This window comes from Methylobacterium sp. A49B, from assembly GCF_053346215.1.
This window is the reverse complement of record NZ_JBKFBO010000147.1, coordinates 1-14,474: the sequence shown is the minus strand read 5'-3', so window position 1 is coordinate 14,474 and position 14,474 is coordinate 1. Positions and strand designations below refer to the sequence as shown.

The following is a 14,474-nucleotide window of genomic DNA, read 5'->3' as shown; positions in this document are numbered from 1 at the left end:
CACATGCCGTTCGTGATCGCCATCGATGGTCCGGCCGCTTCCGGCAAGGGCACGCTCGCCAAGCGACTGGCCGACCATTACGGCCTGCCGCATCTCGACACCGGTCTCCTCTACCGCGCCGTGGCGCTGGCGCTGATCGATGCCGGGCTGTCGCTCGAGGATCATGCCGCCGCTGCTGAGGCCGCCCGCGACCTGGATCCGGAGAAGCTCGACGACCCGCGGCTGCGCGAGCGCGCGATGGGCGAGGCGGCGTCCCGCGTCTCCGCGGTGCCGGATGTGCGCGCCGGCCTGCTCGCGTGGCAGCGCCGCTTCGCGGCGGACCCGCAGGGCGCCGTGCTTGACGGCCGCGACATCGGCACGGTCGTCTGCCCCGAGGCGGGCGTGAAGCTGTTCATCACCGCGTCGTCGGAGGAGCGGGCCCGTCGCCGCCACCGCGAGCTGGAAGGTCGCGGCGAGGCGGTGACCTTCGCGGCAATCCTTGCCGATATCGAGGCCCGCGACGCCCGCGACGCCTCGCGGACCGCGGCGCCGCTCCGGATGGCCGAGGACGCGGTGCGGCTCGACACCACCGACCTCGATGCCAATGCTGCCTTCGATGAGGCTCGGGCGATCGTGGAGCGCGCGCGGGGTGACGCTTCCTGAGGCGGGGCCGACGCGCTGTGTTGACCCTCCGGTTCAGCTCACCTATTGCGAACACGCCGTTCCCGGGCGGCCGCTGCAGGCGGCTGCGGGACGCGAGCGCGTAGCTCAGCTGGTAGAGCAACGGACTTTTAATCTGTAGGTCCTGGGTTCGAGTCCCAGCGCGCTCACCATTTTACCCAATTTTGCCAGCATATTAGGCCCGGTGGCCTCTGTGGCCACCGAGGTTGTGTGTCCAAGCTTTCGGGATCTGTGTCCAAACCCATGGCCAAAGAACCCGCCACCGTCTCCGAGCTGCGCAAGTCCGCCGAGATCTCCGACCAAGAGATCGATGCCGCGGTGGATGCCGTGCTGGCCGATCTTGCCGCCGAGGCCTACCCGCTGGCGAAGGGCTGGACGCTTGACCTTGTCGAGATGCTCCGGACGAACGAGCGCGCGGCCGATGCGCTGAAGACCGACAAGGCGGCCTGGAAGCGCAACATGGTCCGGACTGCGGTTCTGCTGGCGCATCCGGTGAAGGGATGAGCGAGCAACCAAAGCGCGAGCTGCTGGCCAACCGCCTGATGGCGCGGCTGAGCGGTTTTGTTCAAGGCATCGGCATGAGCGGCCTAGACGCCCGGGAGATCGTGAACCGCGCGATCGCAGACGACCCATCGGCCGACGAGCACGACATAGAGGCGAAGGCGCGCGCCTGGATGCTGATCGCGCTGACGTAAAAATGGGCGACATCGATCCGATCCTGGAGGCCGTTGAGGCACTTCGGCTGCTCGGCAAAACGGTCGAGCCCTGGAGCGACGACTTCGCGCTGTGGCTGGTCGACGGCGAGACGCTGACCGACAGCGACCTTTTGGCTTTGGCTATCCGGCTGGGCCTGATGGACTCGCCAGGTATGCTGCAATAGCCCGCCGGCATGCCTACCGAACCGCATGCCCCGGTCCGCGGCCTCGCGCTGAAGGCCCTGCGCGCCGTCGCGGCCAACCCAGGCGGCCTCCGGATGCAGGCGCACCCGTCCGTCATGCCGATGCTGGCCGAGATGGGGCTGGTCGAGTCGCGTGTGGCCCGCGGCCCAGGGCGTACGCGGTCGGCGTGGTACTTGACGCATGCGGGTCGTTACCTGCTGTCCCAACTCGGGCGGCATGAGGTGCGAGCGGACTGAGCCGTGACTGACGAGCAGAAGGGCTACGTGCAGGCGCTGCCCGACGTCCGGTTCTGGCATCGGTAGCAGATCGGACAGGCGATCCGCGACGTTCGAGCGGTGCGGGCCCACGAGAGCGCGATCGCGTGGCTCGATGAGCTGATCGCCACGAAGAAGCGGCACGCGGCCGAGGATGAAGCCGAGCGGGGACGAGCTCGGAGCAGCGAGGTTGGAACCTAGGGATCAAAGTCCGACGCTAGGTGCCGTCCCCTTTCGACCCATAGCGGCCGTACTTGGAGCCCATTCGCCCACCCTAAAGCGGACGTCCGATGCGCCCCGCTGTAAGTCGTCGGATCACGAACCCGCGACTTCCCTAAGCGGAAAACACGCTGCCAAGCCTTTGGCAAAGGCTGCGGCTCAGATTTGGCGCAACTGCGACAATCATCCTACGCAACAATGTCGTTCCAAGCCTCTTGGGCAGGGTGCCGCCACGTTCGTGCGCGGCTCCTTCATCCCTATCCCAATGAGACATCGATGACGCCTCAATTCTGGCTGTGGCTCGGCTTCGCAGGCATGGCGGCAGGAGCTGCCGCGATCCTATTCATGGCAAAGCGGCGGACACCCGCCGAAGAGGCCGATGGGATCATCCACGGGATCGTGCCGATCATCGCAGCCTGCTCCTACTTCGCTATGGCCACGGGACAGGGAAGTCTCGTCCTCCCCGCCGGTCCCGACGCGGCAGAGGCTGCGCGCCAGTTCTACTTCGCGCGCTACATAGACTGGACGTTCACCACGCCTCTGCTGCTCGTCGGGCTCTCGCGGACGGCGATGCACTCTGGCATGCGCCGGCCGGCTGTTGTCTGGGGGCTGATCGGCTCCGACCTGATCATGATCGTGACGGCCCTGGCCTTTGGCCTGTCCGATGTCGCCGCGGTCAAGTGGACGTGGTTCGCCATCTCCTGCGGCGCGTTTCTCGCCGTGTTCTACGGGATCTTCGTGCAGTTGCGTGAGGAGAACGCCTCTGAGCGCGCCGATGTGCGCAAAGCCTTCGTGCGTAATGCCGTGTTCCTCACGGGAGTGTGGTCGGCCTACCCGATCGTGCTGCTTGTCGGTCAGGACGGCCTCGGCATCCTATCGCCGACTGCGGCCCTGGCGGTGATCGCTATCCTCGATCTGACTGCCAAGGTCGTCTACGGGATCATGGCGACTCTGGAGACGACGCACGCCGTCGATCGCGACCTAAAGGGTGGATCTGTCGCTACCACGCCGCTACGCCGGGCGGCCTGAAGCGGATGGCGGCTCCGTCGTCTTTCTCCCTCCTCGGGGATGCCGCCGGCGCGAGCCGCCACCGCATGCCTTCACTGTGGACTCGGCTGCTGCAAGGCGCCAGCGTGCTGGCTGTGCTCGGGCTGGTCGCCTCTGCCTTTCTGCCGCGTGAAGTCGCCTGGCTTGTGGCTCTAACCGCGGTGATCGTCCTCGGGGTTCCCCACGGTGCCCTAGACGGCGCGGTGGCGGCGCCGCTGCTGCGTCCCCGATACGGGCGTGCATGGTTCGGGGTCTTTGCCATCCCGTATCTCGGCCTCTCCGCGCTAGTTCTCGTGGCTTGGCATTTCCTGCCTCTTGCAACCCTGGCGGGGTTCCTGGCTGTATCGGTTCTGCATTTCGGCGAGGAGGACGCGGGCCCGGGCAGACCGATCGAGGCGCTCGTGCGCGGGGGCCTACCGATCGCCCTGCCAGCGCTGCTGCGCCCGGAGGAAACGGCGCAGATCTTCTCGGTCGTTGCGCGTATGCCGATGCAACAGCTCCCCACTTGGTGGTCAGCCGCAGCGTGGCTCTGGCTTACCTTGACAGTGGCTTGGCTTCTGACGCGCCAAGCACGGTGGAACGTGCTCGGTGAGATCATGGGCTTGGCTGCGACCTTCCTGGCGCTACCACCCCTAACGGCATTCACCCTGTACTTCGTCGGCCTTCATGCGCCCAGGCACATGCTCGCTCTGGTGCGAGACCCGATCAAGGCTCCTGGCGTTGATACGATACAGCGGGCCGTCCGCACGTCACTGCCGATCTTCGCTCTGACCCTCCTACTGGGCGCTGGCCTCTGGCCGATCTACGCCTCTGGCTCATCTGACGTGTCGGCCAATCTTCTGACTGTAACGCTCCAGATGTTGTCGGCCCTCACCGTCCCGCACATTCTCCTCGACCACATCGCAGCGCGGCATCAAAGCCGTTCAGACTATGAGCCGCCGCGGTGAGCGCGATGCTTCGAGGATCATGTCGGTTTATGCCAAGGCGAGCCTCCAAGCCGACCTTTCCCTTTCCACCCTTAGCGGACCTGCGCCGCGAACTCCCAGATCGGAATGCCCGGCATCTGGCCCTTGGTGAAGCGGTAGCCGGCCATCTGCCCGAAGCCGATCCGCTCGGCCGTGACGGTCTCGGCGGCGCCCGGGCCGAGCATCAACACGCCGCAGGAATCCACGCGCAGGGTGCCGCTCGACGGGTGAACGCCGAACAGCTCGGACGCGGTCCAGCCGAGCCGGTGCGCCTCTGCGCCGAACCACTCGGGGTACATGGCTGCCCAAATACCAGTGTGAGCTTCCGCTCCAATAACGTAAAGCGCCCGCCAACAATTGTGGCGGGCGCTTCTGCGTTGACTTCACTATGAAGTTGAGAAGACTTCGCAGTCACTACATGCAGTTGCAGACCAAGGCTTGGGTAGGTAGACCATTTTAAACGAGCGAGCGGCGCATTGCGTCCCCGCCGATAACAGGAATGGCGATACACCTCTTCGCTTAGTGGCGCAAGTGGAGAAACGCGGCACGAGGGGTTCGGGAGACCACATGCAAGCCACCGTGGATATGAGCGTCGGCCGCGAGGCCTTGAAGCAAATCCTGGCCGATTTTCCGGAGAGCAGCTCTTATTGGAACGAGGCTCAAAACCGATTTCAGTTTGTTGATCGGTTGCTTAAAGAGTGTCTCGGATGGGAACATCCATATATGGAAGTGGAGCATCGCGATGAGGCGGGAGGAAAATCCGACTATGTCCTTGGCAAGCCGGCAAGAGCTATTCTAGAGGCAAAAAAAGAGGCAATACGCTTTGATATACCTCCATCCGGAAAGGCAAAAACGGTCAGAAAATTACGGGACCTCGTTAATACGTGTAGTAATTTATCTAGTGCTGTCACGCAGGTGCTACAATACTGTGCCCTGCAGGGAGCGCAGATTGCCATTGTTTGCAATGGTCCGCAATTAGCGCTCTTCCAATACTATATTCCTGGCATGTCCCCACTGGATGGTGAATGCTTTCTATTCAACGGTTACCAGTCATATATTGAGGACTTCCCCTTACTTTGGAAATTACTTTCGCCGGAGGGCATTCAGGAGAACAGGGCATTAAGACAACTCACCCTAAATCGCACTCCTCGCATTCCTCCGAAGGCTGTCACAAATATAGGAGAGCCACAAGCATATAGATACCGAAGCCCGTTCCAAGAGAATTTACGCACCTTGTCTTCAGTTTTACTTGAACACATTGAGGATAACCCGAACGTTAAGAGTGATTTTTATCGAGATTGCTACGTACCTCTTGAAGCAAATAACAGACATCTTCTTTTGAGCAAAAAAATTATATCATCCCGTTATCGCCGAAATAGCGAGAGCGGCAGCGCTCCTGCTGCTTTGCAAACTCAAATATCGGCAGGTAAACTTTATGTAGAAGATGTAGAATCGACTTCAATTGCCGGATCGCGACCTATAGTAGTCATCGGAGATGTCGGCGTTGGAAAGACATCATTCTTTGAAAATCTCTTTGAGCAGCTCGAGCAATCCGAGAAAGCACGAACATACTATATCCATCTCAATCTTGGCATCGAGGCGACTCTATCCGCGACGGTCGGCGAATTCATTATCGCCGCAATCCCCGACACACTTCGACGGCGCTATCAGATTGACATCGATAGCGCGGATTTTGTCGACTCATTGTACGCAGAAGACTTAAAGTCTTTCGAAAATGGCATTCATGGTAGACTTAAAGCCATAGATCTATTATCTTATGAAAGAGCTCGTATCGACTTTCTATCAGCCAGGACTGGCAAGGCAGACGAGCATATGAAGCGTGCGCTCATTTATCTCTCGGGCGCAATGGGCAAGCAAATTATTTTAGTGATTGATAATGCTGATCAGCGAAGTTTCAAAGTGCAGCAAGATGCTTTCTTGATAGCTCAAGAACTCGCATCGCTCCGACGGTTTTTCGTATTTAAAGCACTTCGGCCTAGCACATTTTTTGAGTCGAAAACAACTGGTGCTCTTTCGGGTTATCAGAACAGGATATTAACAATTTCGCCCCCGCCAGCTGACGAAGTTTTACGCAAGCGCATTGCCTTTGCTGTTCGAGTGGCTGAGGGCGAAGCTGCGCCGCACGCTCTTGAAGGGATTCAGCTCAATATTAAAAGTATAGTATATTTTCTCCGGGCGACCCTTCGATCGATCCGAGTGAATGCTCAAATAAAGACGTTTCTGAGCAATATTACCGGTGGAAACACGCGTTTGGTGATTGAGTTAATTAGCGGATTTTGCGGCAGCCCTAACGTTGAATGTGAGCGTATTGTCAGTATTGAAAGAGAGGAGGGTGATTACCAGGTTCCGCTTCATGAATTTACAAAGCACGCGCTGCTCGGAGAATACTCGTATTTTAATCCACTTTCTTCATTGGTCGCCTGCAATATTTTTGACGTTAGCTCTGCAGATCCGAGGGAGCATTTTATTTGTTGCCTTCTAATTGCATACATATCGTCACCGTTGGGAATTAAAGACAACGATGGATTTGTGGGTGGGCCGGCTGTCCAAAAAGAATTACTTCGGCTTAGCTTTACTGACGATCAGATTGCACACGCTTTGCGGCGTTTGGCTAAGAAAAGATTAATAGAAACTCCTCAAGCGCATTATCGTGAATTGCCAGTCTCCGAAGATGCTGATCCATTGCAGTATTTCTTTCGCGCAACATCGATCGGCCTCTATCACACGCGATTTTGGGCAGGATCATTTGCTTTTTTGGATGCAGTTTCGATTGATAAGCCAATCTTTGATACCGTTCCGCGTGGTGTTTTGTTTTCAAATGCTGCGTCTCACGAAATTTCTGATCGCTTACGAAAAGCAACAGTGTTTCGAGACTATCTTGAGAATAAATGGCACGAGTCGAACTTCGATTTGACTTATTATGATTTTCCTACAATTGTAAGGGATCGATCATCGGAGTTCCGGACAGTAGAAAACTATGTTCAGAATGGCCCCCGACGCAGTCGAAGTCGACATTCGACAAGAAATTGGAAAAGATGATCAGCTTATTCCTGTAGTTATTACCTGCCCCGCCCCGATCTGCTTACGGGGCGGGGGAGCGTCCGATCTCATTAATTCCACGGGCAGCCTCCTGCCTGGCAACAGCGAGGATGCGTTGGCGACCCTGGCGATCAGCCGTTGCGTTCCATAGGCGAACGAGTTCAGCGGCATCCCCAAGGGCTGCTGCCGGATCCGGACTGAACAGGTCGCTGACCGGACATTGGAGAACGTCAGCGAGCTTCATGAGCAGGCGCCGCAAAGACCGTGCTTCGCTGCCAGGAGCGGACGGGTCGTCAATGTCGTGCATCATGTCACCGGATCGGCGTGTGACGTAGGCTTGGTGGACGGACGCGGCGATGGATCCGCCGTCACCCGGCGGGATCAGGGCCGCGTTCTCGCGTCCAAACCTTCCGAACAGCCGGAGATTCGAGGACGGAGAAATCCAAGCGGAACAGCACGAGGCCGGTCTCGTCGGTCACCTCCATGCGCCAATCTTCACCGAGGGCGATCCGGTGCGCCTTGTCCTTCAAGATCTCGCCGGCCATGCGGATGGCCTCCACCCGCGCGTCGTCCCAACTCGACAGGTCGGTGCCCACCGGATCGGGCATGCTGACGCCGTCGTAGACGTTGAAGTGGAACCGCGCCACGGAACTCTCCCGCCGTGATGAGGCGGGAGCTATGGCCCTCGCTCGCGGACATGCCCGGTCAGTGACCGCGATTACGGTCGCCTATGACATAGAACGACGGGAGGCTCTCTCATATGGATCAGGTTTTTTGATCCGCGAAGGATATGCCGAACCGGATGTGCGAATAGTGCGATTGGCGAAAGAAAGCCCGCCGCAGCGCCGAGCCGGGCGAGCTGAGGAAGTCTCTTGGGAGGAAGCGCAGCCGTAGCCCGCGCGAGCTCGGCATGCCAGTGCGTCAGACGCATGCCGGGGGTGCAGGATTATAGTCGTGGAGACGAAAAAGCCCGCTCCGGCGGACCGGGCGGGCTTTCTCAGGTCAGGGCACTTGGGGAGGGCTCGAGACCTCCGGCCAGTCTACTGCGATTGCGAACAAAGAAAAGCCCCGCGCGGCGGTGCCGGCGGGGCGGAGGTTCGAGAGGACACTATGCGCGCAGTCTACGCGCTGAGAGGCGGGCGGTTCCCGATCAGGGAGGCGGATCGCTCGGCCCGGGCAGCTTCGTCCCAATGGCGATACCAGCCATCAGCGCCACCAGCGCGATGACCCAGGTGAGGTCCTGCTGGAGCGGCGCGCAACTCATGGCGCTGCCTTCCGTTGCAGGATCTCGAACTCCAGCGGCGGCAGGATCGACACGATCGACCAGCCGAGCGCCCGCTGGAGGACGTTGCAGTCGTAGGCCACCACGCCGTAGAGGCGGCCGCGCCCCGGCATCGCGTCGAGCGGGATGTACGGCCCGATGATCTCCTCCTCGCGGCCGAGCGGCCCGTAGGCGTCGAATCGCTCGGTGTCGAAGTCGATCCGCCGACCGTTGCCGTCGATGATCCACCAGCGGCGGGCGATCTCGCAGGAGCGCTTCCGCTCGCGCACCCCATGCACGAGCAGGCGCTCGCCGACCCGAACCTGTTTGCCCGGGTTGACGATCTCCCGCGCGATTTGGCGGCTCGCGGTCGATGAAGGTCATCCGACAGTTTTCAGGAGCGACTTGCTGGCCGAACCATTTCTATGCTGGCCTGCAAACCGTCAGTGATCAGCTCGTGGCGGTAGGCAAGCCCAAGCTCCCGCCCCAGATTGGAACTGCTTGGATGATGACCGCCAACCTCAATGTCATTACAAGGAAGGCATGTGGCAGCTTATCGCTTGATCCTTGAGACCGTCGCCCGCCTCAATCGCCCGCAAATACCCATCTTGTCTCATCTATAAAAGCATTTTGGTTGTATAATGTCGAACTATAGCAAAATAGCCGCTTAAATCCAGAATTATCGAGTTAGTTTAAGTAAGCAGGACTTATAAATCTCACCTGGGGTCAATATAAATGCTGTCAAAATCGAAGGATCTGCTCAGCGTTGCAGAAAGCGGAGTTCGAATACCAACATGGCATAGACATTGGTCAAGTTTCACGCGGTTCAATCCGGAAAAAAATGAAGTAATACAAGAGGTTTATGGTAGTAAGGGGAAATATTTAATTGAACAGGAGGAATTACATGTTAGTTGGGAAAACTGGCCACCAGAAATCTTCGTATGGAGAGAAGGAATTTTAGTTCTAAAAGATTTAGCTACAAAGCATCTAGATTATGAAAATAATTTTAGCACATCAAGCCGCGCTATAATATTTGTGCGCGAACCCTACGACCGAAACGAGGCTCTGCATCGCGTACAGTCTGAGCCTTTGATACGCGGTCTGCAAGTTTTGGGGATTTCCGTCCACGTTTTAAACCCAGATCTCGCATATAACGAAGAGAATATAACTAACTCCTCTCACCTTGTATTTCATTATAAAAATCGTCGGGCTTGCGAAGTCAGTTATCAAATAAAAAAATCGACCGGCTGCAAAGCAATATGTTTGGCGTCGGACATATACTCTCTTCAGTGGTATGTTGATCTTTCTAATTGGGTTGATGTGTTTTTTGCTCCTACTAAACTACATCAAAATATCCTCGCGGCGTCGACTGGTCGCCCGGTCTTTCACCTGCCTGAATTCGTAGATTCTATAGCGTTACCGAGCGAAGCGGGCATATTTCCTGTTGAGCAAAATCAAAATATATGCTGGTTTGGATATCCTGAATCTTTTGACAAAAGCTTGGGGTTCATATTGCGCGATTTAGTTCTTCGGGGCGATCTTGATCCTCGAAATTTCGGCATCTTGGCGAGCGGGGATGACAATTTGATGCCGGGTGCTGATCATATTAAATTCAGCTCCAGTGATTTCTACAAAGATACGGCGCGATTCAGATACTCACTTCTAAGTCATTTTCCGTTCGATATGCATGTGAATTCGCTTATCAAATCGCCGAATAAATTAATTACATCGATTGTGAGGGGGATGATTCCAGTTTTTTCTGCTACTCCGAGCTACTTAGATGTCGCGGCTACATACGATCTTGAGGGCTTGCATTATTGTAACGCAAACGAGCTAGTTCTGAGGTTACGCGATCTGGATAAGCTGGCTGATTTGAAAGGTAAAACCTTGGATAAAATTCGATCCAGATTACTTTTTGATTTGTCGCCGCCAAAGATAGCCGCTAAATTTCTGAGTGATTTGTATTAGAGCTTGGATATTTGAAAGTTCGGGGAAGTATTTTAATGAAACTTCAAAGTAGAAAGACCGATTAGATATAGGACATTTTGTCTTACTGACCAATTCGTATTCGCGATATTCATCTACAAATAGAGCTTAAGTGTCAAATCAATCTTTGGCAAAAGAAAGGGTTTCGTCGACGTAATAGAAACGCGGACGCACAGCGTTATAGCGTGATTGCCAATGGAAAGCCCGCCTTGCGCTGAGCAGGGGCAGGCATAGGATCGGGCAAATCTCGGAGCGGTGTTGTCAATCAGGCGGCTGCGTGGGGTGGCGCTTCGACTGCATCTCCTGCGCGATGCCTGCGAGGATCACCCCGATCAGCGCGCCGATCCCGACGTACATCAGGGTCTCGCCGGTATGGGTCCAGAGCATCAGGCGCCTTCGTCTGGCGCGGGCGGCATGGTGATGCCGTGCTGCAGGCAGAGCCGTTCGAGCTGCTCCGCGTAAGCCATCCATTGATCGCGGTCCCGTTCCGCTTCAGCAAGGCGCTCGCCGCTTCGACCGGCGCGATCGGCCAGCTGGGCGAAGTCTTCCGCCCGCTTCTCGCGAAACTCTTGAAGCACGTTGGCCAGATCCGATGCGGTCTGCTGTGCCGCCGAGATCCCGGCGGGCGCGGCCGGCATGAACGCATAGATCGCCTTGCTCAACAGGTTCATGCGCGGTTACGCGAAGCACTACGCCGAGGCCGAGCACGTCGGCTTCATCACCAACGATCGGTGGGGCTTCACCCTCGGCTACTCGCCGGACGCGCTGGTGGGCCGCGACGGCCTCGTGGAGTGCAAGTCGCGCCGGCAGAAGTACCAGGTCGAGACGTTCCTGGTGCACGTGGTCGAGGGCACGATCCCGTCCGACTACCTGCTTCAGATCCAGACCGGGCTCCTCGTGTCCGAGCGGTCCTGGTGCGACCTCGTCTCGTATTCCGGCGGCCTGCCCATGGCGGTGATCCGGACCTACCCGGACGAGAAAGTCCAGCAGGCGATCGTCGAGGCGGCCGGCGACTTCGAGCGCCGCATCCGGGAGGCGATGGACCGCTACCGAGCCTCCGTCGCGACCTCCGGCGCCGTTCCGACGATGCGCACACCCCGGGAGATCCAGGCATGACGGACCTGTCGCAGACCATCGCGCCGAAGAGCGACCAGCTGAACGCCGACGACCTCATCGGCGGCCCGCGCACCATCAAGGTGACGCGCGTGTCGGCCATGAAGGAGCCGGATCAGCCGATCGCGATCTACTTCGAGGGCGACAACGGCAAGCCGTACAAGCCGGGCAAGTCCATGCGCCGGGTGTTGGTGCGCATCTGGGGTGTCGACGGCAGCGCCTACGCCGGCCGGCGCATGACGCTCTATCGGGACGATGCGGTGCAGTTCGGCGGCGTGGCGGTCGGCGGCATCCGGATCAGCCACATGTCCGGGCTCTCGTCGGCGGTGACGATGCCGCTCACCGAGAAGCGCGCGAGCCGCCGGCCCTTCACGGTCAAGCCGCTGCCGGAGGAGCAGGCCCCGAAGCGCGATAACGATCGCCAGCAAGGCACAAAGCGGACGCTGGAGGATGTGGCGCGCGAGAAGGCTAGGAGCGGCCAGGAGGTCTACGATGAGTGGACTGCCCGCCTGAAGCCGGAGCAGGCCGAACGGCTCGTCGACATCCAGGACGACATCAACCGGCTTCTCGATGAGGCTGATGAGCGCCGTCGTGATGAAGACGGATCCGACGACTTCCCGGGCGACACGCCGGCCACCGAGAGAGCCGCGTGATGGCCGCCGACACGAGGGCGACCCTCGACCTCTCCACCATAGACCCACTGCAGCTCGCCCTGGCGGCTGAGACTGCGGCCCGGGCCAGCCTCGACGCCGCCGGCATCCTCGGCGCGTGCAGCGAGCGGCCGACCGCCGAGGAGGCCGCCTGACTATGTGCTTGGCTTGCAACAACCAGTGCTGCGGCAGCGACGAATTCAGCCACTGTGGCTGCGACGGCTGCTTTGAGCCGGACTGCTGGAGCGATGAGGCCGACGACATCGATTTCGGGGACGAGATGGATGAGCCCGACGACGAGGATGACGGCGGCGTTCTGATGCCGCTAGCCGGGTGCGGGTGCGGGCCAGCGTTCAGGCGATTCCGGTGCGAGGCGGTGGCGTGATGCGCCTGCGTCAGACGAAGTGCTGCGGTAAAATCACGGCCTGCGCTTGCACGACCAGGCTGAACGCCGTGGCGGCCGTCACGACCGCGTCAACGAGGCGGCTACGCACGGTGGCTGGCTTGGTCATCGGAAGCTCCCTCAATGCGGCGGCCGGTGATCAGCTCCGTTGGGACAGCCTTATGGCTAAGCTCAGTGTCGCTAAGATTTCGTGGATTGTTGCATCGGCCGTGGTGCCTCGCACCACACTTGACCCCGCGTTCGGGGAGCGGGTGAGCGCGGGGGAGGGGGTATGAGCGGGCCGTCGCTACGGGTTCAGCCCCGCATCGAGCTTCCGCACCGCGCGGACCGACTTCGGCGGATCGATCTGCGACCGTGCCTCTATCCGGTGCGACATCCGACCGACAGTCATCAGGGATCGCAGCTTCGCGGTCACACCGATCAGCACCAGCAGACCAGTCACCAGCGCGAAGACGGTCAGTGTGTGCCGGATCGCGTCATCGTAATGGCTGCCGGCATGGACGATCAGCCAGCCCACGCCAACGAAGACGGCTGCCGAGATCAAGGGAACCACCAGGTCAGCCATTGTACCACGAGCAGCGAGGCTATTGGGCGCTCAATTCTGGCTCAGCGCCTGCTGCCGGATCGACGCGATTTCGCCTTCGACCTCTGTGAGGATAACGCGGACGCGCTCGACAGCACGCGCCGTTCGGACTGCGTGATCTCCATCGAGGATCCCGTCGGCGCGGACAGTCTCCATCAGATAAGGCATGATGCGCCGATTGAAGTAATCGTAATCCGTAGGACTCTTTATCTCATAGAATACGGCCAACGCGTGATAGGCGCGTGCAATCAGTCGCAGCGCAATATCGCCTGTCTCGTCCCGCTCGATACTGCTCATCGTCGCTTTTGGTCTGCCGAGCCGAGGGTGAAGCGGCCTAGCATGGCTGTGGATAACTGTCGATTGGAAGCGCGGCTCGATATTCGCCTAGCGCCTCGCCGCGTCGGCATTTCGTATTCATATGGCCAAGTTGCAACAGCGATAGCCTTCGCTCGCTCGGCGGTGCGGCTGTCAGCGTCAGGTATCCAGCGATCCGCTCGGTCGGATCATGGCGGCGACCTCCCGCTCGATGTCGGTGAGAATGCCGTGAACGCGTGTCGCGACGCCGTCGGGCACGCCGCCACCCGCATCGTTCTTCTCCGCGATCAAGCGCAGGTTGGCTTCGACAAACGCGTGGATGCGCGCCTGCGCCTGCTCGAACTCGCCCGGATGTGTGGTCTCGAACAGAATTGCGAGCGCGAGGTACGCACGCCCGATCATGTCGAGCGCCAATTCAGTGTCATCCCCTGGCTGATCAGAATTCGCGTCCATGAGGACCCAATCTACGGGTACGAGGCCATGGAATGTTTGCGTAACAGAGTAACAAGGGGGCGCCAATGACGAGGTTCCCGCCATCCAACGGATTAGCAGTTGGTCCCGCCAGAAAGCTTCCCAATGTCGCGCCTGCTCGTGCACTGAAACGCATCCAATGCACGCTCAGACACTCACACGATCATCGCAAGCGCCACCGCCACCAAAACCAGCAGTGCAGCACCGATCCACGGCGCCCAGCGCCGAAGCGCACCCTCGCGCATAAAGCCTTTGAGCACGCCCAGCCCCTTCGGTTTCAGTTCGAGCGCGTAGCCGCGCGCCTGGCTGTGCGCATCGCCCTGAGCTGCGGAGCAGTCCCATGCCCGACAGCAAAACGACGCGCGACGGCTTCACAGCTGCCGAACTCGCCGAATGCGCCGAACACGAGGTCCGCCAGCGACAGCGCGCTTACCCACGTTGGGTCGAGGCCGGTCGCATGACGCGGCAGCTCGCAGAGCGCCAGACAGCACTCATGCAGTCGATCGCTAGCAAGCTCCGCGCCGAGGCCGATGCCGAGGGCGCCAAAGGGGATTTGTTCGGCGAGGAGGTGCGCCCATGAACGTCGTC

The 14,474-nt window shown here is 59.2% G+C and carries 21 protein-coding genes and 1 tRNA gene; 14 read left to right on the top strand and 8 right to left on the bottom strand.

Annotation, left to right across the window (positions count from 1 at the left end):
• The first annotated feature begins 3 nt into the window (after positions 1-3).
• The 8 genes from cmk (at position 4) to ACLBX9_RS30175 (ending at position 4,026) form a co-directional block, all read left to right on the top strand.
• The gene (gene cmk / locus ACLBX9_RS30210) at positions 4-642 is read left to right on the top strand and encodes a (d)CMP kinase (protein ID WP_447721585.1); all 639 of its coding nucleotides are present in this window, start codon (positions 4-6) and stop codon (positions 640-642) included.
• A 94-nt stretch (positions 643-736) separates the two neighbouring features.
• Positions 737-812 (top strand) — tRNA-Lys (locus ACLBX9_RS30205).
• Positions 813-903: 91 nt separating this feature from the next.
• Positions 904-1,164: a hypothetical protein gene (locus ACLBX9_RS30200; protein WP_447721513.1), complete on the top strand. Its 261-nt coding sequence runs from the start codon at positions 904-906 to the stop codon at positions 1,162-1,164.
• On the top strand, positions 1,161-1,355 hold the full coding sequence (locus tag ACLBX9_RS30195; RefSeq protein ID WP_447721512.1) for a hypothetical protein: 195 nt from the start codon (positions 1,161-1,163) through the stop codon (positions 1,353-1,355). The genes ACLBX9_RS30200 and ACLBX9_RS30195 overlap by 4 nt, the downstream gene beginning before the upstream one ends.
• A gap of 2 nt (positions 1,356-1,357) precedes the next feature.
• Complete coding sequence (locus tag ACLBX9_RS30190) at positions 1,358-1,540, top strand: hypothetical protein (protein ID WP_447721511.1); 183 nt, start codon at positions 1,358-1,360, stop codon at positions 1,538-1,540.
• Between the two features lie 9 nt (positions 1,541-1,549).
• Positions 1,550-1,795, top strand: a complete 246-nt coding sequence (locus tag ACLBX9_RS30185) for a hypothetical protein (RefSeq protein WP_447721510.1) — start codon at positions 1,550-1,552, stop codon at positions 1,793-1,795.
• A gap of 513 nt (positions 1,796-2,308) precedes the next feature.
• Positions 2,309-3,061 (top strand): bacteriorhodopsin, encoded by a 753-nt coding sequence (locus ACLBX9_RS30180; protein WP_447721509.1) that lies wholly within the window; start codon positions 2,309-2,311, stop codon positions 3,059-3,061.
• Positions 3,062-3,126: 65 nt separating this feature from the next.
• Positions 3,127-4,026, top strand: coding sequence for a Brp/Blh family beta-carotene 15,15'-dioxygenase (locus ACLBX9_RS30175; RefSeq protein ID WP_447721508.1), 900 nt, complete (start codon positions 3,127-3,129; stop codon positions 4,024-4,026).
• Positions 4,027-4,097: 71 nt separating this feature from the next.
• Here the strand turns inward: ACLBX9_RS30175 and ACLBX9_RS30170 are convergent, their stop codons facing one another.
• Entirely contained in the window at positions 4,098-4,343 is a 246-nt protein-coding gene (locus ACLBX9_RS30170) for a hypothetical protein (RefSeq protein ID WP_447721507.1), read from the bottom strand.
• Positions 4,344-4,611: 268 nt separating this feature from the next.
• On the opposite strand from ACLBX9_RS30170, the gene ACLBX9_RS30165 reads away from it, so the two are divergent.
• Positions 4,612-7,104, top strand: a complete 2,493-nt coding sequence (locus ACLBX9_RS30165) for a hypothetical protein (RefSeq protein ID WP_447721506.1) — start codon at positions 4,612-4,614, stop codon at positions 7,102-7,104.
• A 368-nt stretch (positions 7,105-7,472) separates the two neighbouring features.
• On the opposite strand, the gene ACLBX9_RS30160 is transcribed toward ACLBX9_RS30165, so the two are convergent.
• Both ACLBX9_RS30160 and ACLBX9_RS30155 read right to left on the bottom strand, forming a co-directional pair.
• Positions 7,473-7,751, bottom strand: coding sequence for a DUF6894 family protein (locus ACLBX9_RS30160; RefSeq protein WP_447721505.1), 279 nt, complete (start codon positions 7,749-7,751; stop codon positions 7,473-7,475).
• Between the two features lie 613 nt (positions 7,752-8,364).
• The gene (locus ACLBX9_RS30155; protein ID WP_447721504.1) at positions 8,365-8,664 is read right to left on the bottom strand and encodes a hypothetical protein; all 300 of its coding nucleotides are present in this window, start codon (positions 8,662-8,664) and stop codon (positions 8,365-8,367) included.
• 436 nt (positions 8,665-9,100) lie between these two features.
• Between ACLBX9_RS30155 and ACLBX9_RS30150 the strand changes: the two genes are divergently transcribed.
• Positions 9,101-10,333 carry a hypothetical protein gene (locus tag ACLBX9_RS30150; protein WP_447721503.1) on the top strand — a complete coding sequence of 411 codons (1,233 nt, stop codon included), beginning with the start codon at positions 9,101-9,103 and terminating at the stop codon, positions 10,331-10,333.
• A gap of 279 nt (positions 10,334-10,612) precedes the next feature.
• Here the strand turns inward: ACLBX9_RS30150 and ACLBX9_RS30145 are convergent, their stop codons facing one another.
• Both ACLBX9_RS30145 and ACLBX9_RS30140 read right to left on the bottom strand, forming a co-directional pair.
• Positions 10,613-10,738 (bottom strand): hypothetical protein, encoded by a 126-nt coding sequence (locus ACLBX9_RS30145; protein WP_447721502.1) that lies wholly within the window; start codon positions 10,736-10,738, stop codon positions 10,613-10,615.
• The gene (locus tag ACLBX9_RS30140) at positions 10,738-11,022 is read right to left on the bottom strand and encodes a hypothetical protein (protein ID WP_447721501.1); all 285 of its coding nucleotides are present in this window, start codon (positions 11,020-11,022) and stop codon (positions 10,738-10,740) included. Before ACLBX9_RS30140 ends, ACLBX9_RS30145 begins: the two co-directional genes overlap by 1 nt.
• Between ACLBX9_RS30140 and ACLBX9_RS30135 the strand changes: the two genes are divergently transcribed.
• Genes ACLBX9_RS30135 through ACLBX9_RS30125 form a run of 3 tightly spaced genes read left to right on the top strand, consistent with a single transcriptional unit; the run spans position 11,021 to position 12,269 of the window.
• Entirely contained in the window at positions 11,021-11,467 is a 447-nt protein-coding gene (locus tag ACLBX9_RS30135) for a YqaJ viral recombinase family protein (RefSeq protein ID WP_447721500.1), read from the top strand. The genes ACLBX9_RS30140 and ACLBX9_RS30135 overlap by 2 nt on opposite strands.
• On the top strand, positions 11,464-12,117 hold the full coding sequence (locus ACLBX9_RS30130) for a hypothetical protein (protein WP_447721499.1): 654 nt from the start codon (positions 11,464-11,466) through the stop codon (positions 12,115-12,117). The genes ACLBX9_RS30135 and ACLBX9_RS30130 overlap by 4 nt, the downstream gene beginning before the upstream one ends.
• Entirely contained in the window at positions 12,117-12,269 is a 153-nt protein-coding gene (locus ACLBX9_RS30125) for a hypothetical protein (protein WP_447721498.1), read from the top strand. Before ACLBX9_RS30130 ends, ACLBX9_RS30125 begins: the two co-directional genes overlap by 1 nt.
• A gap of 534 nt (positions 12,270-12,803) precedes the next feature.
• On the opposite strand, the gene ACLBX9_RS30120 is transcribed toward ACLBX9_RS30125, so the two are convergent.
• The 3 genes from ACLBX9_RS30120 to ACLBX9_RS30110 form a co-directional block, all read right to left on the bottom strand.
• Positions 12,804-13,061: a hypothetical protein gene (locus ACLBX9_RS30120; protein WP_447721446.1), complete on the bottom strand. Its 258-nt coding sequence runs from the start codon at positions 13,059-13,061 to the stop codon at positions 12,804-12,806.
• A gap of 51 nt (positions 13,062-13,112) precedes the next feature.
• Positions 13,113-13,397: a hypothetical protein gene (locus ACLBX9_RS30115; protein ID WP_447721445.1), complete on the bottom strand. Its 285-nt coding sequence runs from the start codon at positions 13,395-13,397 to the stop codon at positions 13,113-13,115.
• 177 nt (positions 13,398-13,574) lie between these two features.
• A complete protein-coding gene (locus ACLBX9_RS30110; RefSeq protein WP_447721444.1) occupies positions 13,575-13,829 on the bottom strand; it encodes a hypothetical protein in 255 nt (84 codons plus the stop codon).
• Between the two features lie 397 nt (positions 13,830-14,226).
• Here ACLBX9_RS30110 and ACLBX9_RS30105 point away from each other — a divergent pair, with 397 nt between their 5' ends.
• Complete coding sequence (locus ACLBX9_RS30105; protein WP_447721443.1) at positions 14,227-14,466, top strand: hypothetical protein; 240 nt, start codon at positions 14,227-14,229, stop codon at positions 14,464-14,466.
• Positions 14,467-14,474: the final 8 nt, after the last annotated feature.